The sequence below is a fragment of the Ruegeria sp. BJ5 genome (assembly GCF_056537865.1).
Genome location: NZ_JBQFSH010000004.1, coordinates 191,207 through 218,049 on the forward strand (window position 1 = coordinate 191,207; position 26,843 = coordinate 218,049).

The following is a 26,843-nucleotide window of genomic DNA, read 5'->3' on the forward strand; positions in this document are numbered from 1 at the left end:
AGGCGGGGCAGGGGGCTTATTGATTTTTCAATGCATTTCGCAGCGCATCCCCAATCGCACTGTGCTGCGCATTATGGGGATATTTAGCGCGTTGTGATTTCGGTGTGCCTGTATTCTTTCCGCGCGCGCTCTGGCCTTTGACGTCGCGATCTCGCCGGTCGGAGGCAGCGCCATCCTTGCGCATGCTCAGCCCGATCCGCTTGCGCGGCACGTCGACTTCAACCACACGAACTCGAACAACCTGTCCGGCCTTGACCACCTCGTGCGGGTCTTTCACGAACCGATCGGCCAACTGGCTAACATGCACCAGACCGTCCTGATGCACGCCGATATCGACAAAGGCGCCAAAAGCAGCGACGTTGGTCACGGTGCCTTCCAGCACCATGCCGGGTTTGAGGTCGGTGATCTCTTCGACGCCCTCCTTGAAGCTGGCGGTCACGAAGCTGGGGCGCGGGTCGCGGCCGGGTTTTTCCAACTCGGCAAAGATGTCGCGCACCGTCGGCAGACCGAACCGGTCATCCACGAACTGTTCGGCGCGCAGACCACGCAGCGCACCGTCATTTCCCAAGATCTGACGGATGTCGCGGCCGCAGGCCTGCACGATGCGGCGGGCCACGTCATAGGCCTCGGGGTGAACAGCCGAGGCGTCCAAGGGCTCATCCCCGTCGCGGATGCGCAAAAAGCCAGCGCATTGTTCAAAGGCGCGGGGGCCGAGGCGCGCAACCTTCAGAAGATCCTGCCGTGAACGGAACGCGCCGTTCTGGTCGCGATGCGCCACGATGGCTTCGGCCAGACCGGGGCCCAGGCCCGAGACATGGGCCAGCAGCGGCGCCGAGGCGGTATTCAGATCGACGCCAACGGCGTTCACCACGTCCTCGATCACCGCTTCCAGAGACTGGCTCAGCCGGTGTTGATCGACGTCATGCTGATATTGGCCGACGCCGATGCTCTTGGGTTCGATCTTGACCAGCTCGGCCAGCGGGTCCTGCAGGCGGCGGGCGATCGACACCGCGCCACGTAGCGAGACATCCAGATCGGGAAACTCGCGCGCGGCCAGTTCCGAGGCCGAATAAACCGAGGCCCCGGCCTCGGACACCACGACCTTGGTGGGCGCCTGCACCCCCTTGGGCAGCAGTTTCAGCGTGTCGGCCACCAGCCGCTCGGTCTCGCGGCTGGCGGTGCCGTTGCCGATGGCGATCAGTTCGACCTTGTGGGTGGCGATGAGGTTCAGAATGGTGGCCTGTGCGCCGCGCAGATCGTTCTTAGGTTGGAACGGATACAGCGTGGCGGTCGCCACCAGCTTGCCCGTGGCGTCCACCACCGCGGCCTTGACGCCGGTGCGGATGCCCGGGTCCAGCCCCAATGTGGGGCGGGGGCCCGCGGGGGCCGAAAAAAGCAAGTCTTTGAGATTGCGTGCAAAAACCTGAATGGCCTCCTCCTGCGCGCGGCTGCGGAGATCGGCCATCAGCTCGACCATCATCGACAGCGACAGCTTCACCCGCCAGGTCCAGCCTGCGACCTTGCGCAGCCAGACATCGCCCGGCCCGTCACCGCGCGTGTGCAGATGTGCGGCCACTATCGCCTCGGCCCGGGCGGCGCCGGTTTCGGGGTCGGGCGCGATGTCCAGCGTCACGATCCCCTCTTTCGACGCGCGCAGCATCGCCAGCGCCCGGTGCGAGGGCACCTTGGCCCAAGGCTCGGCATGATCGAAATAGTCGCTGAACTTGGCGCCTTCCTGTTCCTTGCCCTCGATCACCTTCGAGGTCAGCAGCGCCTCGGCCTGCATGAAGCTGCGCAGCTCGCCCAGAAGGGCGGCGTTTTCGGTCAGACGCTCGGTGATGATGTCGCGCGCGCCGTTCAGCGCGTCTTTGGTGGTGGGCACGGCCTCGGTCACAAAGGCCTGGGCCAGCGCCTCGGGCTCGGCGCTGCGGTCGGCCAAGATCGCGTCGGCCAGCGGCTCCAACCCGTTTTCCCGCGCGATCATCGCCTTGGTACGGCGCTTGGGTTTGTAGGGCAGGTAGATGTCTTCCAGCTGCGCCTTGGTCTCGGCCCGGGCGATTGATTTGGCCAGATCGTCCGTCAGCTTGCCCTGATCCTTGATCGAGTTCAGGATCGCCTCGCGCCGCGCCTCAAGCTCGCGCAGGTAAGCCAGCCGGTCGGACAGGGTTCGCAGCTGGCTGTCGTCCAACCCGCCCGTCACTTCTTTGCGGTAGCGCGCCACGAAGGGCACGGTGGTGCCTTCGTCCAGCAGCTTGACCGCCGCTTCGACCTGTTGCGGCCGGGCATTGATTTCGGTGGCGATGGTCTGGGTGATGCGATCCAACGGGGCCTCCTTGATCTTGGGTTGGAGAACCGTCTTAGCCAGCACCCGCGCCAAGGGAAAGGCGTCGCGTATCGTTGGCGGGCTGAAAATACGGGCATATGCGCGGTTTTGCGCAAACTGGGTCAAAATGCGCGTTCGGATGCGATTGATCCCGGGCCCCGGGTGATTTAAGGGAAACCCTGTCAAATCAGAGTCACCCCGGAGCGGAACAGAATTCACGCTCCTCGCACGCCGCGCCGTACGCGGCACAACTCTCGGATCGCACGCCCCTGAAAGGCTTAAAAAAGGTAAGGGAACATGGCAGAAAAATCGAACTTCGACATATTGTATACCATCGTAGACGAAGCGCCGGAGCTGGCCAGTGCCTCGTTCCTGCCCATCATCCGCAAATTCGCCTCGGCCGCGGGCGTCAGCGTCGGAACCAAGGACATTTCGCTGGCCGGGCGCATCATCGCGGCGTTCCCCGAAAACCTGACCGAAGAACAGCGTCAGCCCGACGATCTGGCCGCCCTGGGCGAGTTGGTGAAAACCCCCGAGGCCAACGTGATCAAGCTGCCCAACATCTCGGCCTCGGTGCCGCAGCTGGTCGCTGCCATCAAGGAACTGCAGGGGCAGGGCTATGACATCCCGAACTACCCCGAGGATCCCAAGACCGACGCCGAGAAAGAGATCCGCGCCCGCTTTGACGCGATCAAGGGCTCGGCCGTGAACCCGGTTCTGCGCGAGGGCAACAGCGACCGCCGCGCCGCCAAGGCGGTCAAGCGATATGCCCAGCAGCACCCGCATTCGATGGGCGAATGGTCGGCTGACAGCAAGACCAAGGTGTCGTCGATGCCGGGCAATGATTTCTATGCCAACGAGAAATCGGCCACCGTCACTGCCGATCAGGCCGGTGATGCGCGGATCGAATTCGTGGGCAAGGATGGCAGTGTGACAGTCCTGAAAGACGGCTGGACGCTGGAGGAAGGCACCGTTGCCGATGCCACCTTCATGTCGATCAAGGCGCTGTCGGAGTTCTTGGATGCCGCGATCGAGGATACCAAGAAAGACGGCACCATGTTCTCGCTGCACATGAAGGCGACGATGATGAAGGTCAGCGACCCGATCATCTTCGGCTATGCCGTCAAGGCGTGGCTGGCGCCGGTGTTCGAGAAATTCGGTGACCGCATGGCACAGCTGGGCGTCAACCCGAACTCCGGCTTGGGCGATCTGCTGAACCGCGTCAAGGACGATGCCGAGATCATGGCCGCGATCGAGGCGGTCAAGGCCGATCGACCCTCGATGTACATGGTGGACAGTGACAAGGGCATCACCAACCTGCACGTGCCGTCGGACGTGATCATCGACGCTTCGATGCCCGCCGTGATCCGCGCGGGCGGCAAGGGCTGGGACGAGAGCGGCAAGAAGGGCGACACCAACTGCATGATCCCAGACCGCTGCTATGCGCCGGTCTATGACGAGGCCATCAACTTCTTCAAAGCCAACGGTGCGCTGAACCCGGCCACCGTCGGTTCGGTCGCCAATGTGGGCCTGATGGCGCAGAAGGCAGAAGAATACGGCAGCCACCCGACCACCTTCGAAGCGCCCGCCGACGGCACGATCCGCGTCGTTCTGGCCAATGGCGAAACCCTGCATTCGCATGAGGTCGAAAAGGGTGACATCTGGCGCGCTTGCACCGCCAAGAAAGCCCCGATTGAGAACTGGATCCAGCTGGCAATGGACCGCCAGCGCCTGACCGGGTCCGAGGCGATTTTCTGGCTGGATGCGAACCGCGCCCATGACGCCGAGCTGATCAAATACGTCAAACCGGTGCTGGAGGCCGCGGGCGTGGCCGACAAGTTCCTGATCATGGCCCCGCGTGAGGCGACCCGCAAATCGCTGGAAACCATCACCGCCGGCAAAGACAGCATCGCGATCACGGGCAACGTGCTGCGCGACTATCTGACCGACCTGTTCCCGATCCTCGAACTGGGCACCTCGGCCAAGATGCTGTCGATCGTCAAGCTGATGAATGGCGGCGGCCTGTTCGAAACCGGTGCAGGTGGCTCGGCGCCCAAGCACGTTCAGCAGCTGGTCGAGGAAAACCACCTGCGTTGGGACTCGATGGGCGAATTCTGCGCGCTGGGTGAATCGCTGAACTTCCTGGCCGACAGCCGCGGAAACGCCAAGGCCGCCGTTTTGGGCGCTGCGGCCGAGGCCGCGACGCAGGGGATCCTGGACCATGACCGCTCGCCCAGCCGCAAGGTTGGCGAGCCGGACAACCGCGACAGCCACTATTGGTTCGCCCGCTACTGGGCTGAGGCACTGGCCGCGCAGTCGGATGATGCTGAACTGGCGGCGCATTTTGCACCGATCGCCAAAGAACTGGCGGAAAAGGAAGAGCAGATCCTGTCCGAACTGCTGGCCGCTCAAGGCAAGCCTGCTGATTTGGGCGGCTATTACCATGGCGATCGCGCCAAAACTGCCGCTGTGATGCGTCCCAGTGCGACACTGAACGCGATCATTGGCTGACCACAGAAGGCCGGGCGAATGAGCCCGGCCTTTCTTATTTCGTCCGATCAGGCGACAGTTAGTATTTTCCTGAGCTATTGTTTGCTTTGGCTTGATTGGCCGGACCCGAACTGTTCCAGCGCGACCTGGGTTGGACAAAGGGAGTTGCGGCACGGTTCTCAGCCGGTATCATCCCAGAAAGTTTGCACCGTCGAACGGTTCGGCCGGGCTGTGCAGTTGATTTGTTAAAGGGTGTTTCAGAGCGCCTGTGTTCGCAGTGGTTGGAACCAGGGCCGGCGCTTGATTTGGATTGCCGGACATGGTCGGCGGAGAGTGGTCATGAGTACGCTGAAGATCGCGGTACTGTCCGACATACATGGAAACGCCACGGCGTATGCGACCGCGATCCAAAAGGCCGAAGCTTTTGCGCCGGATGTCGTCGTAATGTTGGGCGATCTGTTGACATATGGTGTGCGCCCTCGGCAGGTGTTGGAACTGACCGACCAACTGATGGCTCGCCAAAACTGCGTGTTCATTCGCGGCAACCACGATCAGTTCTATTTCGATCTGGATAAAGGTAACCCGTCTCTCTACGACAACATTGCAGGATTTGTGTTGGAGTCCGTCGAGTGGACGCATGGTGAGGTCCGGGGCGACCCACCGTTGGCCGACCGATACCCCTGGGCCGACCGCCATAGCATGGGGCCGATCCTGTTCTCACATGCCAACCCTTACGATTATGGGGACTGGTCCTATGTCTCGAAACCGGATCAATGGGCACCAGCCGCAGCGGTCTTGCGACAAATGGGAAAAACGGTCGGGGTCTTTGGGCATTCGCACCGGGCCTTTGCCGTCATGATCGACGAAGCCGGAAGACCAACACCTGCGGATCAACGCAAATGGATAAGGATTCCGAAAGGGTCAGTGCTGCTGCTGAACCCCGGAGCGGTCGGGCAGGGGCGGGGCACGGGCCTGTCTTATCTGACCCTTGAGCTGGATGGCGACCGGGTGAGAATCGACATCCCGTCGATCAGCTTTGATCTGGAACAGATCCGCGCGGATATTCAGGCCACTGACCTCAGTCAGGGGACAAAGGAACGGCTTATTTCATTCATGGAGAAATGAATTGATCACGGTTTTGGTTACAGGTGCGGGTGGCGGAGTGGGCCAGGGCATCATCAAGTCGCTCAGGCTGATTTCTGATCCGCCGCTGCGTATTCTTGGAGCCGACATGTCTGCCCTATCCGCCGGCCTTTATGCCTGCGACAAAGCCTTTCTGGTCGAAGGGTGCCGCTCGCCGGGATACCTCGACTCACTGGCACGGATATTTCAGGCAGAGTCCGTGGATTACTATTTCCCCGGTACGGATATCGAACTGGCATTGTGTGCCGAAAACCGGGATCGCATCGCGGAACAGTTCGGGACAAAGGTCGTGGTCAACAGTCCAGAGACGGTGCGTATTGCCGATGACAAGGGACTGACCTCGGCTTTTTTGGCGAATAACGGGCTGCCCTATCCGCGCACGTGGCCCATGGCCGAGGCCTTGGAAATGGATGATCTGATCTACCCGGTCATTGCCAAACCGGCGGTCGGGTTTCGGTCCATCGGGGTCGAACGGGTGAATTCTCGGGACGAGCTGGCCAACTACCCCGGTGATCCGGCGGCAACCATCGTACAGGAGCTGATCGGCGATGACGCGCGCGAGTTCACGTGCACGATCGTCGGGGCGAAGGGGAGTCTGTCGCCGGTTCTGGCACTGCGTCGAGTGCTTCGGTCGGGCGATACATATCGGGCCGTTCCCGAGCGGAATCCGGTGATCGAAGACTATGTCACAGCTATCGCGCGCAAGCTGGACGTCGAAGGGGCCTGCAATTTTCAGCTGCGCCTTGGCGACGACGGAGTACCCAAGGTGTTCGAAATCAATGCCCGGTTCTCTGGTACTACACCGTTCTGTGCTCAACTGGGTTTCAACCCGGTCGAATTTTACCTCAAGACCGACCGCGGCCTTGCCTATGAGCCAGAAATCGCTTGGGACAGCATGGTTCTGCGGTATTGGAGTGAGCTGGTCGTTCCGCGTTCAATGACAGATACATTGGATCAGGCCGGACAGTCGGAACCTCAGATCCCGGCCCAGTTCAGCCTCTATGGCGGGACGTCATGAAAGTTGCCCTGACAGGGGCGACCGGCTTGCTGGGTCGCCATCTTGTGGCCTGGCTAAGCCGACGTGACATTCCTGTTGCGCGGATCGACCGGTCGGACTGGGATCTGCAGGACGCGATCGCCCATGACAGGCTGGATCAACTGGTGCAAGGTGCGGATGTATTCGTGCACTGCGCGGCCCGGATTGATCTTGCCGGGCCTGCGGGTGACGGCTCGGCTTGGCAGGTGCTGTTTGACAGCAATGTCCGAGCCACGTTGAATGCGGCGCGTTGGGCGGCAGATCGTGACGTGCACTTCATCTTTGTGTCCAGCGGGTCGGTATATCGCGATCCTCATGCCCGCGGAATCGACGAAAGTGCGGAAACCGCCCCGGGGCCGCTTGGCGGTGATTACGCTACAACCAAGCGTCTGGCCGAAGCGGGGCTGGCTGAGCTTGCCCAGACTTCTGGAGCGCGAGTGACCGTGCTCAGACCTTCGGCGCTCTATGGTCATGGGCTGCCTGATGACAAGTTTCTTGTGCGGATGCTGAATGATGCGGCCGCGGGGCAAAACATCACAGTAACCGGTCCAAAGAACAGCATTGATTTCGTGCATGCGCATGACCTGAGCCGGGCGATTTTGCAATCGGCCCAGGCCGCAGCTTGCGGTGTATTCAATATCTCCGGCGGAGATCCGGTTTCCTTGGCGGATTTGGCGCAGGAGGTCATGTCCGTCGCAGGTGGCCAGGGTATGATCGAAACCCGATCCGGAGACAGTCCGCCATTCACGAGGTTCGATCTGTCCTCGAACGCAGCCCGGGCTGCATTCGGCTATGCGCCGGTCGTGGACATTGCAACGGGTCTGGAAATGACGTTGAGGGGCCAATTGCTGCCGGGAGCGGCATGACCCGGTCCGGCAGCCGGGCGATGGGAGCCGGAAACATGTTTTTTGAAGGTATCTTGGGTGTTACCCTTGTATTCCGGGTACCAGTCTGCGGGCCAGGTAACCCACCGCCGTTTGGATTGTAGAATATGGTGCCAGTCAACAGTATCAGCCGGCCTAAGCCGATTTTGGAGCAGATCGAATTCGTGTGTCTGATGACTGCGTTGCTGTTCAGCACGTTCACTGCCTTTCGCCATCCGGCGGTTCTGTTCACGGCCAGCGACATGTTTTTGACGGTTGCCGTGATCCTGCGGTGCAACCGCAGCCTGCCGCTGTTTCCGTTGCAATCCGCGTCTTCGGTCTGGTTCATCGGCATGCTGATGATGGTGGCGGGACTGTCGATCGGCTCTATCGCGCACGGCGATCCGGTGTCGGCCTTCGTGGTCATCGTGCAGTATTTCTTTTCGTTTGTTCTTCTGCCTCTGGCGATCCTGGGTCGCCCATATGAAGAGGCTGTTACTCTTGCAAAGGTCGGCGTGATCTCGATTGCCTTGAACTGTCTTGTCGGGATGATCGCCTATGGCGTGGGCTATTCCGGTGGCGAATCCCGGTATTTCATGCTGGTCAGCGGCAATTACCGCGTGGCGGGACTGGTGGATAATCCAAACGGGTTGGCTGGACTGATCGTGCTTTGGTTCCCGGTATTGTGGTATCTTGGGCTGACGGGTGCGCTAAGAAAACTGCCATTCTTGGCCCTCTTCGGGCTGCTTGCCATCACTTTGATCTACGCAAGTTCGAATTCCAGCCTTGCTGGTGCGGTCATCTGCGGTGCTTTGTTCCTGCTGCTGGTTGGAAATCAGCGCGTGCTGATGATCTGGGGAACAGCTGTGACGACGATGGCTTGGATCAGTATCCAATGGGCTGAGTTCATCTTTCCGCCGACGTTCCGCAACCGGGTATTGTCACCTCTGCTCGAGGGGGACCTGAGTCACGCGGGTACATTCGAGGACCGCGCGGATCTCATGATCGAGGCCTGGCAGTTTCTGCCGGATTACTTTCTGGTCGGTATGGGCGCGGGACAGTATCGCGAACTGAGCAGTCAAGGCATTCCCGTTCACAACCTGTACCTGTTGCTGGCCAACGAAGGGGGTATTCTAGCCTTGCTGGGATTGTGCTTCGTTTTGGGGTCCGCCATCGTCTACGCCGTAATGGCCCGGCATAATGTGCCGAACAGGGTGTACGGGCGCGCGACCGTGGTGACGGTCACGCTGACCTTTGCGGCGCTGTCCATGAACTACACCCATGTTTACCAGCGCGGTATGCTGATCCCGTGGATCGTGGCATTGGGGCTGTTGGCTGCGTCCGATCGGTACCGGCGCCGCTAGCTTTTCACGTCACGGGTTGCTTTGTCCCATCCCGGTCCCGTCGCCAGCCAATTCGTGCAGAAACTCCTCGAGGTTGGTCCAGCCATCTTCGTCCGAATCCGCGGTTGCGTCCATCGGGTCCGTGGGATTCAGGTCCCATTGCGTTTCCCATTCATCAGACATCCCGTCAACATCGCTGTCTGCATAGGGCAGGGCGCTTTCAAGCTCGGGCCAACCGCCGACCTTTTCAGGGTTCTTCTTTAGGATTTTGCCGGATCGGTCACGGACCTCCTGAACAACCCTCTGATCCACCGCGTCGCGAGATGGGCGTGTCGCTCCAGCGTTTTGCAGGACCGTTTCGAACACTGTCGAGACCGGATCGGCCTGGACCAAAGGCGGGGTGACCGGCTCATCAACGACATAGACACGATGTTCTGGGGCAAGGACCAGTTCCTCGGGAAGGTCCAGGCTGTTGCGGTTGTCTTCATCAAGATTGTCCCGAAGGTACAATCGGTAGCCGTTCTTGAAGCCGTCGAACAGGTGCACCAATAGATTGGAATCGATGCTTTCACCGGACAGCTTCAGGTTGCCAATGATATTGGCGTCCAGCTCGGTCCAGCGATTGTCCAGCGAAACGACATATTGCCAGATCGGTGAGTACATCAGGTTGTTTACGATTTCGGTCGTGGTCCCCGGGGTCTGGGGCGCGATTTGCGGGTTTCTGAACATCCCATGAGAGAACAGGTTGTGATGGATGCTGAAGTTGCCGCCCTTTGTCAGCAGCATGTTGCGGGCCCGGTTGCTTTTGCCTGGTCCGCCATGCAAGAGGGGCTCGCTGATGATGCTCCACTGAAAGGTCAGCCGTTCGGCGTTTTCTGAGTCAATCGTCTCGTCGCTGCCCCAACTGGTCGAAATGTGGTCGAAGATCACGTCACGCGCGGCTTTGGTGTAGACGCCAATGGCCCCTGAACAGCAGGATTCTACGTCGTGCGGTCCGGGCCGGAACCGAACATGGCGCACGATGACATCGTGCGTTCGGATTTCCAGTGATGGGCGCAATTGACGTGGGCCGTTTCGGATCGCAATCCCACCGCCCGGAGCGGTTTCTCCGGCGATGGTCAGAAAAGGACTGTTTGCGATCAGAGACGCCTTTTCCAGTGTAATCGTTCCGCTGACCCGAAAAATGCAGGTTCGAGGGCCTTTGGCGTCGATGCATGCACGTAAGGAGCCGGGCCCGTATTCTTCGGTGTTCGTGACATAAATCGCGCGCCCGCCGCGCCCACCTTTGGCGGCGGCGCCATGCCCTTCAGCGCTGGGAAATGCTCTTTGGGAGCCGTCCGGCAGTTGTGCCGAAAAGGACCGGTTCGCGTTCTCGGCCAGCAGCGTGCCAGGGCTGCAGCCAATCGCCAGAACAGTCGCAAAAAGCGATACTTGGAATACGGCGAGCAGTCTTGGCCTTTTTGCAATGGGCATTCTAAAAACCTTGGCTGTTGTCAAAATTCTTCTGCCTTTGGTCTAGGGCGCGGTGTCCCGGGTTTGGGCTTTGGTCGCGCAGACCATCATTGAATCCCGCAGGTGCACTGGGATCACTAGGTCAGCCAGCCGTGCCGGAACCTTGAAGCGCGCCCATCTGGGTAGATAACGATGCACTCTTTCAACCAGATATCCTAACGGAAAATACCAAGTTGGACGATGAAATTCGGTTTGCTGCAAGCCAGCTTTGGCCAAGGCAAAGCGCAGTGTTTCAGGGTCGAAATAGCCGATATGCGCAACACGATAGTGCCACCATTGGTCTCCCATGATACGCGCCAGCAGGGACGAGCGGTCGGGCGTAACGACGACCAGTACTCCGCCATCGGCCAACAACCGTGCAGCCCGGGTGATCAGGTCCAGCGGATCCGAAACATGTTCGACCACGTCTACCAGAGTGACTACATCGTAGGGGCCGGTCAGATCGGGATGTGGAAGAACGCCTTGGACCACCGGCAGGCCATGATGTTTTGCCCGGGCGCAAAACCGTCGCGACGGCTCAACCCCGATCGCGTCGTAACCACAGGCGATGGCCTCCTCGACCAGGATACCGGTTCCGGCCCCCACATCCAGCAGCCGGTTCGCGCCGGCAGTGGGTCTTGGCAGCCTGTTTAGCAGCACCCGTTTCTGCCGCGCCCTTTGGGGGCGCGTCATCTCATAGGCCGGGTCTTCGAGGTCTTCGTAGAATTTAAGGACATCGACCATATCCGTGCATTGGCAAAAACCGCAGCGGACGCATTGGTCGATCGCGGTGGTTGTACCGTAGTCGGCATTCGAAATTTCAAAGTTCCGCGACGTCGGATCCCCGCGCAGGGTGCTTTCCTTTATCCTCCTGAGGCCGCCGGTGCCGCACAGCCAGCATCGCCGGATCGGTGCGGATACAACATCATCTGAAGGCTGGTTCACCATGCGCGCATCACCTCCAGTCTGGCAGCAAGCCGGTCCGTTGCCCGGCACCTATGACCCGACTGGCCGGATTTCAAGCAACTGTTCAAAGAACGGAAGCTTGATCTCGAGCAGAACGAACATGACCACCACCAGCAGAATAACCTGAAAAACAAGGCCGCGTTGTTTGTACAGATTTTCGGGGGCCTGTGCGATCGAGTCCCGGGCCAGCCCGACGGCAAGATAGCGCCCGAACAACATCGCCACGAAGGGCAGAGACAGCAGAAGCTCGACCTTGTACTTTGTCAGGAAAACGCCCAGGAAAGCGGTGGACAAGATTGCGTAGACCAGCGCCGACACCAATAGCTTCGACTCGTCATAGTCTTTGAAAGATGCGCGGTACCGCGCGGCAAGTGCCGGGTCGTCAATGGTACGATATTCGGCAAAGCGCTTGATCGCCATCAGATACGCGCCGCCGAACCAGTACGAGATCAACACGCTGGACGGTGCCACGATCGGCGGAACCATAATGAACCAGCCCGCAAAGAACCGAATGGGGTTGTTGATGGCCTCGCTCAGAACGTCCAAATAGGCGCGGTCCTTGGACCGGATTGGTTTGACGTTGTAGATGATCCCCATGATCAGCAGGGACAGCGCCGTCAGGAAGAACGGCGTATTGATCAGTAGCGCGAGTCCGAGACCGACGATCGCCAGACCCAGCCATTGCAACCAGACGATCCGGCCGTCGATCTCGGTCACGACTGAGGCACGCTCTTTCTTCTTCGGGTGGTGCCGGTCGAATTCGCGGTCCAACCACTCATTTATAGTATAGTTGGCCGACGCGACCAGACAGATCGAAAATATCCCGACGGCGAGGTCGATTGCCGACCGACTGGTGAACTCGGCACCCATGATGACCGCAAGAACGGCACCCGGCAGAATGAAGATGTTCTTGAACCAATGGTCGATGCGCGCAATGGACAAATAGTCTTTGAATCCGGCTCTTACCATTGCAACCACTTTCACCGACACAACAACATTTGCCGGGCCCGAAAAGGCGAGAAACAGAACACTACGGGCGGCATGTCAGATTTCCAGACTGCGCCTTGCGTGCTTCTTCCGGCGATCATAAAGCTTCAAAACCACAAGAAAACTAGCACATATGACCACCGCGACGATAGGCCAAAGTGCTGCAAGATACCTAACCGACGCGATGGATAGTGTTGCAGACAGAAACAATAGCGCGTGCAGGCTCAGCACCCCCAACCCGGCCAGAGTCAGTATTTGACGTCCGGCCCAGTTTTGGCGCAGCCAAAGGATTGAGGCCGCCAGGATCAAGATCGAAGCCAGCCAACCTATCGCAAGCGCGGAATGGATAAGACGTGCATACGGCGGATCAAAAACATCGCGGGTGATATAGCCTAGCGCATTGTCCATCGGGAACGGCCCATTCTGCGCGATGTAGGCGGTGATGTCGTTCGCGGTCACGGCATGGTAGAAGGGCTGCCAGAGGGCGACATAGTGCTGTAGCGGCAACCGCAAAAACCCCGTCGGGTTCGCCAGAATTCGTCTTGAACCGATTTCGGCCATGAGTTCGGTCTTTGGAATGCCAATTCGGTCGGCAATGGACTGCAACCGGTCCTTCTCGTACAGAAAAATCAAGCTGGCTTCGTAGCTGTGCATCAGAAAGAAGGAGACCGGTCCAAATGGCGCCCGGGAAATCGCCTCTCGTGCGTCAGCCGGGCCCTGTTCTTCAAGAATAATCCAGACTTCGGTTCGTGGGTCATCGGGGGCATAGGGGTTTGGGCCTGCAGCGAACATGGCGCTTTTTGCGAATAAGACGTTCCCCAGCACGCTTTCGCGAGGTTCATCGTGGCGAAGGTCGTAAGCGGCGCGGTCTGCAAGCAGCACGAAGGCGACGCCCAGAACCGCCAGAGCCAATCCAGCCCACGGGCGCCTGCCATTGATATAGCTCGCGCAAAGAACCGCCACGATAAGGATGGGCAGAAGAGCAAAACCAACTGGACGGATCGCGATCAAAGCGCCGACTGTCATGCCCAGGGCTGCAAAGTGCCAGGGCTTGGGGCCGTGGATCGCTTGCACCAGACAGGCAAGATAGACGCATGTCGCGCTTTGGAACAGAGACTCGGACAGGATGCTGTAGTTGAAGTAGAACGTCATCGGGTTGATGATCAGAATTCCAAGCAGGACCAGACCGGCACGGGGATGGCCAGTGGCCCGAGCCAGTGTGACCGACAATAGACATGCAGCAGCCGAGAATACCCAGATCTGGCCCACAACAGCGGCGCGCAGCGGGTCCGGGAACCCGTCGAAAAGGTCCAGAAAAAAAGGATATGCAAAGCCGCGATAGGCGGCGGCCTGAACGTAGTCTGCCGAGTCACTGGAGAAGTTTACGTCAACCAAGGGAAAAGCCGTCTGAATCACCGCCAGGACCAGTGCCAGCGCGATGATTATGAGCCCCCCGTTTTCATCTGCCCTTGAAGAAGCTTTCCCCAAAACCCACTCCAAGCAAAGTCCGGTATTTCCGACCGCGCCGCACGTCGATCAGTACCCGCGCGCAGCATCCGGTACTCGCATGGTAGCACAGACTCGGCCACCAGACATCCCCGGTGGCCGGAACGGCGCGGTCGCCGGATTTTCTAGTAGTCGTCGTAAGTACCGTAATACCCTTCGTAGGTGGTCCAGCGGTATTTCTTGGGGTCGACGTCATTCAGAATCGTACCCAGTACATTGAAGCCGGATGACTGAAGCCGTTTTGCCGCGGCTTGCAACGCATGCTGTGGCGTTTTTCCCCAGCGCGCGACTAGCAGAACGGCGTCGGCGAGGATGTCGTTGCGGTACACTTCATCCATCACCAGTGCCGGGGGTGTGTCCACGATAATGATATCGTATTGATCCAGCAGCGTTTCTTTGAGTTGCTTGAGCTTGTTTGACGCGGCATCAGACAGCTCGTGCGTAGGCGAGGCTGCGGTGATCAGATCCAGTGACCCTTTGGTTTCGGTGGTCAGAGCATGTTGCAGGGTTACACTGTCAGAATAGATTTCCGAAAGTTGCACCTCATCCATGTCTGGAATGAACGTCTTCGTCGCGCCGCGACGGTGCGTGTCCAGATCAATCAGCAGAGCGTTCAGTCCGTCAACGGCCGCCGAGGTCGCCAGAACGCTGCTGACGAAGGATTTGCCCTCGTTCGGCAAGCCTGAGGTGATCAGGATCACCTTGGAATGCTGGAACTTGATACAATTGGTCAAGATGCCCCGGGCGGCTTCGGCCAGGGGCGATTTCTGGCTCTGCAACAGGTTTTCGATCGCCTTGTTCTCACCGGCGAACATTTTGCTGCGTCGCTGACGGGCGATATATCCCAGATTGCTGAGGCCGGTCATTCGGAAGATCTGGTTTTCGCTGCGCACCGTTCTGTCCAGGCCCTCGCGCACCAGTGCGATGATGAAGCCAACGATCATTGCGAACAGGCCGGCCAGTACCGTGATCAACGACCTGCTGGGGGCATAGGGTTCAACCGGAATTCGCGCTTTGGAAACCTGAACTGTGCCGTCCTCAAGCTGGCCGATGCGGGTTTCCAGCAAGGTCAGGTTGTCGATCGTGGTTTGATAGCGGGTTCGCAGTAGTTCGACCTCGCGTTCCCGGCGCAGCAACGACAGCTCCAGACGGGTGCGGGCCTCCAGCTCCTGCTCGGATGTGATCAGCTGCTCCTGGAGGGCCAGAATTTCGTCTTCCGGTAGGTTGCGTTCGATGCCGATGCGCAGCTGGGCCTTGCGCCGCTCAACCTCGGCGCGCAGCCGGGTCACGAACTGTTCGTCGTCCAGATTGTCCTCACGTATGAACTCGGCCAAATTCGATTCCGCTTGAGTCAATTCTTCGCCAAGGATACCGACCCGGCGTTTGAGATTGTCGATCGATGTCATCAAGCGATTGACGCGTGCGTCGCGCTCGTTCGCGATATAGACGGCAATGACGGTATTGGGCAGGGCTGCAGCCAGCACCGGCGATGTGGATCGGCCTTCGATGCTGATGGCGAGGCTTTCTCCCGCGCGGGAGACGGAATAAGAGGCCAGTACTTTGTCAGTGACCGCGGCGCGGTGAATCTCTTCATCCGCCTCGCTGTCCGCGCCGGGGGCACGGCGCACAAAGCTGGGGTCGTCGAACAGACCCAAGCGGTCTGCCACCTGCTCGGCAAAGTCGCGAGACCGCAGTCGGGCCAACTCGGTTTCCACGCTCGACCGGTTCAGTTCATAGGTTTCCAGCTGTCCGGTCGACTCGCTGAATCGTGTTTCCGTGAGAGCCAGAACCATCTGCGCGTCCGACCGATACTGGTCGGGGATGGTCGACATGTAGAAGGCTGTTGCCGAGACCGCACCGACGACCAACAGAAAGATGACCAGCAGGTTCCGGCGCAGCAGCAACCAGATATTGATGAAATCGTTGGTTTCATGCTGGCTGGCAATTGCGTCGTCACCGGATTGCACGAGTGTTCTCCATTTTTTTCGGACCGTGAATACGGCTTAAAATCAGCGTCAGAATCGAACTGTTATTTATCATATTGTTTTACCTGTACTTTGATCGGCTCGATAGATTTATCTAGCCATATCAGGCCAAAAGGCCGTCCCTGTGCGTTTGGCGGGCAAAAAAAGCGATGCAAATCCGAGAGCAGAGAGTTTTTAGCCATTCTGGCGTCGGGCGAAGAGCTGCCTTTTCGAAGTCTTAAAATCGTGAACAAAGCGGTTGGTTGTTGGCGTTGTTTCCAAAGCCGACACAGTGGGTTTGGTCCGGCATACCTACCTTCCGGCGTCCTGTGCCTGGGCTTCCGGTGGTTCAGCAGCAGGCTCGCGAAATGTGATTTTCCAGTTCAGGGTAAAATTCAGAAGGAATATGCACCCGGTCACGAACGCCTGAATGATCAAGTAGTGGAAAGGCAACAACGCAAAGAGAAGAGAGAACAGCGCCACGTTTATCGCCGACGTCGTCGCCGTGACCAGAATGAACCTCTGCAGGGCACTGCGATGTGGAACGCTGGACCGAAACACCCATAGTCTTTGGATGCAGTAATTGAATGTGGCCCCCATCAGAAATCCGATTGCTGAAGCGATCGTTTCGTAGATGCCCAAGACTTCGACCGAGAACGCCATCGCCGAGAAATGGATGATGACGGCCGTGCACCCGGTCACGAAATAGCGACCGACCAGAACCGAGACGTGTTTGAGGTCTTCAAACTTCATCAAGCAATCCTTCAGGGCGTGAATGCAGAGCCACCCGATTGAATATCATCGATCCTATCATTGTTCGGCCGCGAGTGTTGGAACAAGCTTCATGATAAACGATCCTTCATTCGATCGGTTTGAAACTGGCGGGAGATCCATAGATCCGCCCGTCGGCCTCCTCATAGAGCAGCGTCAGATCGGCTTCGCGGATCAGCCGTTCCTCATTGACCAGATAGAACCGCCAGTCGACCTCGTTCAGGATGGCGACAACCGCGTTTTGGTTTGCCACGCGTTTGCGGACCTCCTGAATTTCTTTTTCTGGCGACGTACCAGGGTCCGGCCTGCCGGTTCTGCGTTCGAACAACTCAGGGGACTTGAGCGCATCCACGCCCTTGACCAGCCGAATGACATCATAACCGTTGGAATAGACCACGACACCATCCCGCAAATTGTCCAGATGCGCCAAGGTCGGAGAGTTCTTCCAGACCGGTGAGGCATAGAAATTCCCCTCAGTCATGTGGGTGCGGGTCATCGCTGCCGTGCGTACGGCATAGGTTCCGGTCAACGCCAGCGCAAGTATGAGGGCTACGGGACGCAGCCGGTTCATCATATCCGTTCCTGGCTGACCACCAACCAGAGCAAACCCCAGAACCAGAGTCGAAATGAACACTGGCAACAGGTATCGGGCATGGATGGTCAGATTCGCCTCGATAAACAGGGCCAGAACCAGGAAAGGAACGTAGACCAACAAAAAGAACGAGATCGGACGCGCAACTGGCAGACCGGGAAGGTCATCAGGGTTGGTCTGAACCTTCAAAGCCGTGGCGATCAGAGCAACGACGAACCCCAAAACCACCACCAAAGCGGTCAACGTGATGATCGGCGGCAGGGAGCTTGGCAGCACGTAGGCTGAAAGCGTGGTCAGTGCAGCGCGGAAGGTCTCGGCGTCGGGATCCCCAAGGAACGCTGCTTGACGCCCGATGCCGGTCCCGCCAGAGGTTTGATTGTACAGGTACCACCCGATGATGACTGCGGATGCGATCAGGCCGAACACAATCGCCGAAACCAGTCGACGGCGCAGGTCGCCGTGACCATAAACAAGGATTGTCAGCGAGCAGGCCGCGATCAGAGGGACCAGTGCGAACCGGGTCAGCACGCACAGGGCGGCCAGACAGCTTGCCAACACAAAGGCGGACACGTTGTCGCCGCGCAGGTAACGGGACATGAAGAAATAGGTGCCCAGCAAGCAGTTTGTCGTGAGCGGTTCCGACAGTATTGTGACATGCGCGTACATGAACTGGGGACTCAGGACCATGATCAGTGCTGCCAGAAAGATCATCCGTGGCCGAACCTTGCAGTCGTGCAGGATCAAGAACATCAAAGCGATGTTCAGGATCAGGCTGAGGATATTCAGTACAGTGGCCGCAAGCACGGGCTGGACACCCATTCCGGCCAGCAGATTAATCAGCGCGGTATAGGTTGGCGCCTGTTGAAACCGGTCGGGGGACAGCCCCAGATAGGCCATAGAATCCGGACGCATTCCGATTCCGTGCCATGTGCCGGCCGCAAATAGCCCGGCTGCACAGGCAACGAGGAAAAAGAAAAAGACCTTCAGTTCGGTGGACTGCCGCATGAATTCAACCCAAAAAACACTTTTACAACCAACAGCGTGAAACACTTCCGAACGGCGCAAGTAGCAGTTTGCGAATTCGGCGTATCCTTAATTTTTCACCGGCGGAGACGATGACCCAAAACGCTAAGTAGGGTCACTTTTGTTGTCAAGTTTATCCACAGCCGCCGCTCTGTCCGGCCTAGTTTCGACCTCCGTGCGGACAGCATTGCACCGGATCGAACGAAGCCGGATCCGCAAGAGGCGGTACATTCACATACAGGCTGAGTGCCACAATTCCACTCAACAGCAAGACTAGTCCCGGCTTTTCTTTTAGCAGAATGACCGAACCCAGGATAAGGGCCGTGGTCCAGTGAGAGCTGTAAAGCAGTACTTCGGGCGGGTTGAAAAACAGGTAGAACACAAAGAACGTGCCCACCAACGCCCACACTGCCAGCACAAGCGGGGCGCGGCCAGCTGTTCTTGCGCCTGAAACAATTGCCCATCCGACCAGGATTGTCGCCAGAATTGTCAGGGCCAAGCGGCTTGGATCGCGGAGAATCTCCCATAGTCGATCCAGCAAAAAGCGGCATTGAACCGTTTCGGCTGGAGCAACCCAGGAAAACAGGAAGAAGCCAGCGGCATAGTCTTTGATGATTTTGGGGTTGGTGAAGTTCGCGGCGTCCGCGTAGCGGCCAACCATCTCGGTCGGTTCCATGAAAGGATCACCGTCCAGAACGATGCCGAGAAAAACGACCGGAGCCATCATGCAGATTACGGCGATCACCGACGGAACCGCCACTCCGAACGTCAGTTTCCGCCCGACACCTCCGTCGAGAAAAGCCCATGAAAATCCGGCATAAACCAATGAGAATGCGGCCGCCGGCAAATGGGACCATCCGGCCAGCACACCGCAAGCCAGGCCAGCGATCACGCTGGTAAGGGCCGGGTACTTGGCGCAGTGTCTGGCCATCTCGGCCATGATCAACAATGACATGGCGATCGCCCAGAGTGAGACGCTGTAGGTCTCGACAACGCTGAGCGTGGTGACGGTTCCGAAGGTCAGGAGAACAGCAAGCGTCGCCAGAATGGAAACGGAGAGCGACAGGTGTTGGCGCAGTAGGAATAGTGCAATCGTGACAGACGAAATGGCGGCCCAGAATGCGAGACTGATCGAAATCGCGATAGGCTGCCGGATGCCCAGCCAGGTCAACGGCTCGGCGATGGCGGCGTTCAGCATCACGACCAGCGGGTGGCGCGCAAGGTGGAAAGCCAGGTAGTGCCCCTGAAACAAGCCATGCGAGTAACGGCCAGGGTCCGAGGCAAGGATGCAGTCGTCGTTGTAGAACGGTTTGCCCGGCGGTGCGGGCATGTCCAGAAACTGCCGCGCGAATTCCAGCCGGAAATAGAAAAAAGCAAAGACCACGCCAAACAGAAGCAGTAGCGCGAGGCCCGCCTGCCGTCTCATTGCAGGGGGGTGTGGAGACCGAAATTCGGACCGGATATCGCGCCAAAGGCCCGAGCAGGATGCAATCAGTTCAGTCATGAACAGACTTAGGCACGCCGGTACGGCGCGTGACAAACGATACGGGCGTGCACCTCTGTTTCACATGACAATCGGCTGAATTGTGTCCTTTTGTGCGAATTTGGTGAACAGAAGTCCGCGGTTCGAGGATCAGGCCAGCCATTTTTTCTGCCAGAAATGATACATCAGAACCGTCCACAGATGGGGCCCCCAATTGCGACGCCCGCTGAGATGCTCGCGCCATCGTCGCGCCAAGGTGGCTGTGTCGAATACGTCCTCGACCCCCTGTCCTGTTGAAAATACCTCGTTTGCCACAGGCTTCAGCGGGCCACGCAGCCAGTCGTTGACGGGAATCCCGAACCCTTGTTTCGGGCGGTCATACAAGGCCTTTGGTACGCGCTTGTCCACTAGGCGCCTTAGGGCCACCTTGCCCTGTTTACCGTCGAAACGCAGGGATCGGGGCGCCTGCCAAGCGGCGGCGACAACGCGGTCATCCAACAAGGGCGCGCGCGCCTCAAGACCGACGGCCATCGACGCTCGATCGACTTTCACAAGAATGCCTTCGGGCAAATACAGGCAGGAATCCAGCAGCAGCATCGTGTCAACTTCATCAAGACCGTTGGGCAATCCGAGTGTTTGATAGACCCCGCCGTCATTCACGTCCTTCAGCGCTGCTGCCGGGTCCCAAAGACTGAACAGGGTATTGTATCGGCTTCTGAAATCAGGCTGCGCGATGACCGAGGCGACTTTGGAGATCCTGTCGGCTGTGATCTGGTCGCGCATAGTGCCTGAAACGAATTTACGCAGGATCGGCGCAACGGCTGCACGCAGGGCATCAGGCGATGCTGCCAAAATCGACGCAGCCGGCCGAGGAAGCTTTCGGCCCAAGCGTTCCATCGCCATCATTCGGGCATAGCGTTCGTACCCGCCAAAGGACTCGTCGCCGCCATCACCCGACAGCACGACGGTCAGTTGGTCGCGGGCCAGTTTGGAAACCAGCAGGGTTGGAACGCCGGACGGGTCGGCAAAAGGTTCGTCATAAACGTGTGGTAGGTCATCGAGCAATTCGAACGCCATGGATGGTGTTGCAGTGACCTCGTGATGGTCCGTGCCCAGATGTGCAGCGATTGCGGCGGCATGGTCTGCTTCGTTCAGGCCTTCTTCCTCGAAACGGACTGTAAAGCTTGTTACCTTGCCGTTGGTTTGTTCCTGCATCATGGCAGTGATCAGGGTTGAATCTATCCCGCCGGACAGGAAGGACCCCACCGAGACGTCCGCGACCATGCGCTCCTGCACGGCACGCTGCAGTTCCTCTTCAATACGAGCCAGCGCCCGTTCTTCGTCGTGGATCGGTGCGGCAAGTCCCCGTTTCGCGCAGTCGCGAAGGTCCCAGAACGTCCGGATGGCATCTACCAGGTCCTGAGCCGTCGCGGGCGGCTGGTCCAGGCGGACTTCGACCATTGATCCGGCGGGCAACTTCATAACTTCGCGATAGATCGAGAGTGGTGCCGGCACATATCCGTAGCGGGCGTATTGCGCCTGGGCCCGCCGGTCGGCTTCCGGCGAGCCAAATGCGGGGTTCGCGCGCAGCGCCTTGAGTTCGGAACCAAACAAAAGCTGGCCGGATTTGAGGCCTAGATACAGGGGTTTCTTGCCCAACCGATCGCGCGCAAAAACCACCCGGTTCAGCTTGCGATCCAAGACCGCGAAGGCGAACATGCCGTGCGCCTGTTCCAATGTCTTGCGGATGCCCCAGAGGTCCATAGCCGCCAGTAGCACCTCGGTATCTGATGTGCCGCGAAACGTGACGCCCTTGTCCAGCAACGTTTGCCGCAGGGCCAGAAAGCCGTAGATTTCCCCATTGTAGACGATGGTGAACCGGCCGCTGGGCGAGGTCATTGGCTGCGCCCCGGTCTCCGACAGGTCGACGATCGAAAGGCGGCGATGGCCCAGAGCTACACCGGCGTCTGGATCGACAAACAATCCGTCGGCATCGGGACCCCGGTGCTGAATAGCGTCGCACATGGCCTGCAGCGTGGTGCGGCCCGAGTCGGCGCCCATGGGCTGAAAAGTCAGAAATCCGGCGATACCGCACATGGGTCAGGTCCTTTATTCGACTTGAGGCGCTGTGGGTGGCGCCGGGTTGGCAGCTTGGTTCAGGGCCTGATCATAGGCGCGGGCAATCGCGTCGAGGGAGTAGTGTGTGGCGATGCGGTCGCGGGCAGCATTGCTATGGGCCTTGTAGGTTTCGGGCGGCCAGTTGGCAGCTTGGACCAGTGCCTCTGCCAATGCCTGCGGATCACGTGGCGGCACGACATAGCCGCACGAGTCCACCACTCTGGCGCTGTCGCCGACATGAGTCGTCACGACCGGGCGGCCGTGGCTCATGGCTTCGGCGATCACATTCGGAAAGCCTTCGGTGCGCGAGGCCAAAACCAGCAGGTCAATGCTCGCGTAGAACTCGGACATATCGTGCAGGTCGCCGCACAACGTCACGCTGTCTTCGGGCAGATCGTTGTCGGCCAGCATCGCGCGGATCTCAGGGTTCTCCAGCGTTACGCCGTCTCCGGCCAGACGGGCATGCAGGTCCGGGACGGACTGGCGCGCAATCGAGAAGGCGCGGAAGAAGGTTTCGAAGTCTTTCTGCGGGTGAAACCTTGCCGCCACTCCAAGCACGCGGGCGGGCCCCGGCCGCGACGTTGGATTGGGCGGAAGGATAAACCCGTTTGGAATCACCGTGGAATGGTCCCCGGCAAAGCCGTATTTCTCGTGCTGAGTTTGAGCGCGGGTCGAGTTGTAGAGGATCCCCTGACAGAATCTGGAAAGCACCTTCGACAGCGCCACCGCAGCGCGGGTGCTGCGGGTGAAGGCAGCCGGGTCGTCCAGCGCTTGCCGCACGGTCCAAACGACTGGAACGCGCCGCCCGGCAAGTTTGCCGGCGATCAGGCCCAGGACCATTGCATGGTACATCCAGCACAGAACCACATCCGGCTGATGGGTCCGGATCAAACGTCGGATCTGCCAAACCGCGCGAAACAGGGCCAACGGCGATCTGGCACGCAGCGAAACGTATTCGACCTTGTCATTCGCCGCCATTGCGCGGCAGCGGTCCGAAACCTCGGTCAGGGCGACGACGCAGGCCCGTTCGCCCGAATGGGCCAAAAGTCGGGCCAACATGGCTTGTGCGCCACCTTGGCCCGAGAAATCAGTGGTGACATGCAAGATCATCGGGTCACCCTCCGCAGCTCACCGGTGGGCGTTCGACACAAGCTGTATGTTGATCGGCCACACATCACCAATTCGCGCTCAGCCCTGTGCCATGTGGCGGGCCGTCGCCTTTTGGCCCACATCAACGATGACCTGCGCCAGACGAGCGACGTTCTCGGCGGACCAGGCCGGGTCGACCAGGAAGGCAAGGCTGGTTTCGCCCAGCTCGCGCGCCACGGGCAACGGTTCCTTGGGTCCCAGGCCTCGGCTGGTGAAGGTTTTCTCGAGGTAAATCTCAGAGCAGCTGCCAGAAAAGGCGGGAAAGCCGGCCTCGGCGATCTCGGCGATGATGCGGTCCCGGCTCCAGCCGGGCGCAAGTGTTTCCGGCCGCACAAATGCGTAGAACCTATAAAATGCGTGGGTAACGCCGTCGGGTGGCATTGGCACGCGAAAGGCCGGGCAGGTCGCAAGGGCATTGTGCAGGATATCCGCATTTGCCGTCCGGTGCGCGCGCCATGCGTCCAAGCGTTTCAGCTGTATTCGACCAAGTGCCGCCGAAGGGCCGTTCATCCGCAGATTGGTGCCGGGTCCTGAGTCGTGCAGCCAGCGAAAGCCGGGTGGGTGTTCCGTGTTGAACACGGTGTCATAACCTTTGCCGTGATCCTTGTAGCTCCAGATGCGACCCCAGAGATCAGAGTCGTTGGTCACCAGCAGACCGCCTTCGCCGCCTGTGGTCATGATCTTGTCCTGGCAGAAGGAAAACGATCCCAAGGTCCCGATGGTTCCGACATGGCGGTCGCCAATCATCGCGCCGTGGGCCTGGGCGCAGTCTTCGATGACCCAAAGGTCGTGGGCGCGGGCCAGATCCATGATGCCGTCCATGTCACAGGGCCAACCGCCCAGATGCACGGGTATGATCCCCCGGGTGCGCGGCGTAATCGCCTGGGCGATGGTGTCGGGCGTGATATTCTGGGTGTCAGGATCGACATCGACAAAGACCGGAACACCGCCCGCCAGCATCACCGAGCTGGCCGAGGCGATGAAGCTGCGCGGGGTTACGATGACCTCGTCACCCGGTTGCAGGTCTAGCCCGAGCATCGCGGCGTCCAGCGTCACTGTCCCGTTGGCCATGGCGATCGAGTGTTTGGCTCCGGTATATGCGCAGTATTCGGCCTCGAATGCGCGAACATCAGTGCCGGTCCAAGCGTTGACTTTGCCAGAGGCCAGAACTTGCGCTACCGCGTCGATCTGTTCCTGGTCATAGATGGGCCACATCTGCATTTCGCACCTCCTGTCAAATCACCGATCGGACCAGAACAAAGCCTTCCGCCGCCGACCGGTGCACCGTCGCGCCACGCAGGGTGGCCAAGGCGCGCAAGCTGTCGACCGAGCGTTCGTGCGGCGCCTGCTTGACCTGGCTTTCGAACTTGCCGAACGCCTGAAGCTTCCGTTCGATCGTGTCCGAGATGTCGACAAACACGTTTGGCACGAAGGCCGGGGTCAGATAGGGGGCGTTCCAATTGGTTTCGGAAAGGGTTTCGTAGGCCAGAATATTGGCTGGATAGTCATGTTGATGCGGGCGGCTTGCCACCAGCGTGGACAGAAAACTCAGCTGGTGATCCATATGAATGTCGCCCGGATGCGGAGCGAGGATCAGGCTGGGGGCGATGTCGCGGACCAGCTTTCCTAGTGCACCGTTCAGGTCCGAATGGGCATGTTCTGACAACTCCGCCGCATTGAAATCCATCCAATGTGTCTCGGTGACGCCCAGCAGATCATGCGCATTGCGTGCCTCGCGCCGTGTGGTTGCGACCTGTTCATCGGTAAACTTCGGGGGTTTGCCGCGAGTGACGACAACCACATGCACTTCGCGCCCAGCATCGGCCATGCGGGCCATCGTGCCGCCGGCGCCCAGAACCTCATCATCGGGATGCGGAGCGACGATCAGCGCGGGGCCGGCGTGGCCAGTGTTCAGGTCGGAAGCGATCATGGATGTGTCCTCAGTTTCGCGTGAAGGGCAGGGGGGGTGTCGGCCCCTGACCATTCGGTTATGTCCAGACAGCGCCCGTCGCCGCAGGCCACCGTGAAGCCGCCATTGCCGATGGCTTGGATCTGGCCGGGCAGACCGATGAAGTAGCCCTCCGGCTCGGTATACGTGACCCCTGTCAGAACCAGTTTCACGCCATCGGGGCCAAAGGTGTAGGCGCCGGGGTAGGGCGGACCCGATGCACGGATCAGGCGGTGAATGTCCGCGGCAGGATTGGTCCAGTCAATCAGGCCGTCTTCGGGGCGGCGGCGGGCGCACAGGCTGATTCCGTCGGTGCGTTGCGGTTCGGCCGGGATGTCGCCATTGGAGATCTGGTTCAACAGAGGCGGCAGCAGTCCTGAGACGGCACGCAAGGCTCGATTGTACAACTCGCGTGCGGTGACGGTTTCGGGATCGACCGCATAGATGGCCTGAGCGGCAATAGGGCCGTCATCTGCGCCTTCGCCCAACCAGAAAAGCGAGGACCCGACGTTTCGTTCCTGCAACAGGATCGTCCAGGGGATAACACCGCGCCCCCGCAGGCTGGGCAGGGCCGACGGATGAAACCCGATGCAGCCAATCCGCGCCAATGCCCGGAACTCGGGGCCGCAGATCTGTGACCAACCGAGCACAAGGATCAGGTCGGGTTTGACCTTGGCAATCTGTTCAAGGGTCTCGGGGTCGTCGGTTTTTTCGATATGCAGAACCGGGACGCCATACTTCTCGGCCGTCGGTGACAGGTCGACGAAATCCGAATGCCGCGCGGACAGGCGCGGCGACAGGGTTACCAGAAGGGCCGGCACATGCCCGGCGCCGCACATCGACATCAGGGCTGCAAGCGTGGTCTCGACGGCGCCGACAAGTACGATATTCACGCGTTCATCTCCTGCATGTCCTGGGACAGCGAGCCATTCGAGTCCATCCATTTCCGCGCCGCCTCGATCCGGTCGTCGCGGCGGGGTTCGTTGTGCAGGGCCGCTCCGACCGTTTCGCCCAAGATCTGCAGGTCCAGCGCCAGTGACCGATGCGCCACGTACCATAGATCAAGGCTCAGCTTTTCACTGTTGCTGAGGTTGGTGTTGCCGCTGACCTGCGCCCACCCGGTCAGCCCCGGCCGAACGGAACATCGGTATTGTCCGGCGGGTCCGAAGTCTTCGATCGTCTCAGGCAGCAAGGGGCGTGGCCCAACCAGGGCCATTTTGTTCTGCAGGATCAGGACAAGTTGCGGGATCTCGTCGAGGCGTAGGCGCCGGATCATTGCCGTGGCGCGCGTCTGGCGATCCGCATCGGAGTGCAACGAGCCATCCGCCGCGAGTGTCTCTTTCATGCTGCGCAGTTTGTAGAGCCGGAAATTGCGACCCTGGCGTCCAGCTCGGATCTGCGAAAACAACAATGGACGGCCGATGGACAAAAAAACCACGACGCACGCAATGACAAAGAAGGGAAGCGCGAGCAGGCCCAGCAGCAGGCAGATCAGGATTTCAAGCAACCGATTCACAAATCAAATCCAACTCGCAACACGCGGGGTCCCGCGACACACAAAAAATCAACCAATACAAAGGGACGCGACACGCCACCCGAGCAACCGCGACTGAAATACCGACAACCCGGGTCGACAAGCGGCGATGC

At 59.5% G+C, this 26,843-nt stretch carries 20 protein-coding genes; 5 read left to right on the plus strand and 15 right to left on the minus strand.

From position 1 onward, the window contains the following. Window positions 1–16: 16 nt before the first annotated feature. Entirely contained in the window at window positions 17–2,323 is a 2,307-nt protein-coding gene (locus ACR0NY_RS14555; RefSeq protein WP_170369516.1) for a Tex family protein, read from the minus strand. A gap of 297 nt (window positions 2,324–2,620) precedes the next feature. Between ACR0NY_RS14555 and ACR0NY_RS14560 the strand changes: the two genes are divergently transcribed. The 5 genes from ACR0NY_RS14560 (at window position 2,621) to ACR0NY_RS14580 (ending at window position 9,219) form a co-directional block, all read left to right on the plus strand. Further along, window positions 2,621–4,834, plus strand: a complete 2,214-nt coding sequence (locus tag ACR0NY_RS14560; RefSeq protein WP_170369519.1) for an NADP-dependent isocitrate dehydrogenase — start codon at window positions 2,621–2,623, stop codon at window positions 4,832–4,834. Between the two features lie 318 nt (window positions 4,835–5,152). Beyond that, window positions 5,153–5,938, plus strand: a complete 786-nt coding sequence (locus ACR0NY_RS14565; protein WP_170341711.1) for a metallophosphoesterase family protein — start codon at window positions 5,153–5,155, stop codon at window positions 5,936–5,938. Between the two features lies 1 nt (window position 5,939). Further along, a complete protein-coding gene (locus ACR0NY_RS14570; protein WP_170369521.1) occupies window positions 5,940–6,974 on the plus strand; it encodes an ATP-grasp domain-containing protein in 1,035 nt (344 codons plus the stop codon). Beyond that, window positions 6,971–7,858, plus strand: coding sequence for an NAD-dependent epimerase/dehydratase family protein (locus tag ACR0NY_RS14575; RefSeq protein WP_170341707.1), 888 nt, complete (start codon window positions 6,971–6,973; stop codon window positions 7,856–7,858). Before ACR0NY_RS14570 ends, ACR0NY_RS14575 begins: the two co-directional genes overlap by 4 nt. Before the next feature lie 191 nt (window positions 7,859–8,049). After that, window positions 8,050–9,219, plus strand: coding sequence for an O-antigen ligase family protein (locus tag ACR0NY_RS14580; protein ID WP_217358652.1), 1,170 nt, complete (start codon window positions 8,050–8,052; stop codon window positions 9,217–9,219). 9 nt (window positions 9,220–9,228) lie between these two features. On the opposite strand, the gene ACR0NY_RS14585 is transcribed toward ACR0NY_RS14580, so the two are convergent. From ACR0NY_RS14585 to ACR0NY_RS14650, 14 genes are all read right to left on the minus strand, one after another. Next, window positions 9,229–10,671 carry a hypothetical protein gene (locus ACR0NY_RS14585; RefSeq protein ID WP_217354954.1) on the minus strand — a complete coding sequence of 481 codons (1,443 nt, stop codon included), beginning with the start codon at window positions 10,669–10,671 and terminating at the stop codon, window positions 9,229–9,231. 42 nt (window positions 10,672–10,713) lie between these two features. Next, on the minus strand, window positions 10,714–11,433 hold the full coding sequence (locus ACR0NY_RS14590) for a class I SAM-dependent methyltransferase (RefSeq protein ID WP_170341703.1): 720 nt from the start codon (window positions 11,431–11,433) through the stop codon (window positions 10,714–10,716). A gap of 252 nt (window positions 11,434–11,685) precedes the next feature. Then, window positions 11,686–12,624 (minus strand): UbiA family prenyltransferase, encoded by a 939-nt coding sequence (locus ACR0NY_RS14595; protein WP_170341701.1) that lies wholly within the window; start codon window positions 12,622–12,624, stop codon window positions 11,686–11,688. Between the two features lie 75 nt (window positions 12,625–12,699). Beyond that, window positions 12,700–13,872: a hypothetical protein gene (locus ACR0NY_RS14600; protein ID WP_170369525.1), complete on the minus strand. Its 1,173-nt coding sequence runs from the start codon at window positions 13,870–13,872 to the stop codon at window positions 12,700–12,702. Window positions 13,873–14,273: 401 nt separating this feature from the next. After that, window positions 14,274–16,115 (minus strand): GumC family protein, encoded by a 1,842-nt coding sequence (locus ACR0NY_RS14605; RefSeq protein WP_170341697.1) that lies wholly within the window; start codon window positions 16,113–16,115, stop codon window positions 14,274–14,276. A 309-nt stretch (window positions 16,116–16,424) separates the two neighbouring features. Further along, window positions 16,425–16,865, minus strand: coding sequence for a GtrA family protein (locus ACR0NY_RS14610; RefSeq protein ID WP_093963237.1), 441 nt, complete (start codon window positions 16,863–16,865; stop codon window positions 16,425–16,427). A 106-nt stretch (window positions 16,866–16,971) separates the two neighbouring features. After that, window positions 16,972–18,387, minus strand: a complete 1,416-nt coding sequence (locus tag ACR0NY_RS14615) for an ArnT family glycosyltransferase (RefSeq protein ID WP_170341693.1) — start codon at window positions 18,385–18,387, stop codon at window positions 16,972–16,974. Window positions 18,388–18,658: 271 nt separating this feature from the next. Continuing rightward, window positions 18,659–20,002: a hypothetical protein gene (locus ACR0NY_RS14620; protein WP_170369527.1), complete on the minus strand. Its 1,344-nt coding sequence runs from the start codon at window positions 20,000–20,002 to the stop codon at window positions 18,659–18,661. Window positions 20,003–20,131: 129 nt separating this feature from the next. Continuing rightward, complete coding sequence (gene asnB / locus ACR0NY_RS14625) at window positions 20,132–22,078, minus strand: asparagine synthase (glutamine-hydrolyzing) (protein WP_170341690.1); 1,947 nt, start codon at window positions 22,076–22,078, stop codon at window positions 20,132–20,134. 12 nt (window positions 22,079–22,090) lie between these two features. Beyond that, the gene (locus ACR0NY_RS14630) at window positions 22,091–23,209 is read right to left on the minus strand and encodes a glycosyltransferase (RefSeq protein WP_170341688.1); all 1,119 of its coding nucleotides are present in this window, start codon (window positions 23,207–23,209) and stop codon (window positions 22,091–22,093) included. A gap of 78 nt (window positions 23,210–23,287) precedes the next feature. Next, entirely contained in the window at window positions 23,288–24,469 is a 1,182-nt protein-coding gene (locus tag ACR0NY_RS14635) for a DegT/DnrJ/EryC1/StrS family aminotransferase (RefSeq protein WP_170369529.1), read from the minus strand. A 13-nt stretch (window positions 24,470–24,482) separates the two neighbouring features. Next, window positions 24,483–25,178 carry a PIG-L deacetylase family protein gene (locus ACR0NY_RS14640; RefSeq protein WP_170369531.1) on the minus strand — a complete coding sequence of 232 codons (696 nt, stop codon included), beginning with the start codon at window positions 25,176–25,178 and terminating at the stop codon, window positions 24,483–24,485. Then, window positions 25,175–26,089 (minus strand): methionyl-tRNA formyltransferase, encoded by a 915-nt coding sequence (locus tag ACR0NY_RS14645; protein WP_170369533.1) that lies wholly within the window; start codon window positions 26,087–26,089, stop codon window positions 25,175–25,177. Before ACR0NY_RS14645 ends, ACR0NY_RS14640 begins: the two co-directional genes overlap by 4 nt. Beyond that, entirely contained in the window at window positions 26,086–26,712 is a 627-nt protein-coding gene (locus ACR0NY_RS14650; protein WP_217354955.1) for a sugar transferase, read from the minus strand. The genes ACR0NY_RS14645 and ACR0NY_RS14650 overlap by 4 nt, the downstream gene beginning before the upstream one ends. Window positions 26,713–26,843 lie beyond the last annotated feature (131 nt).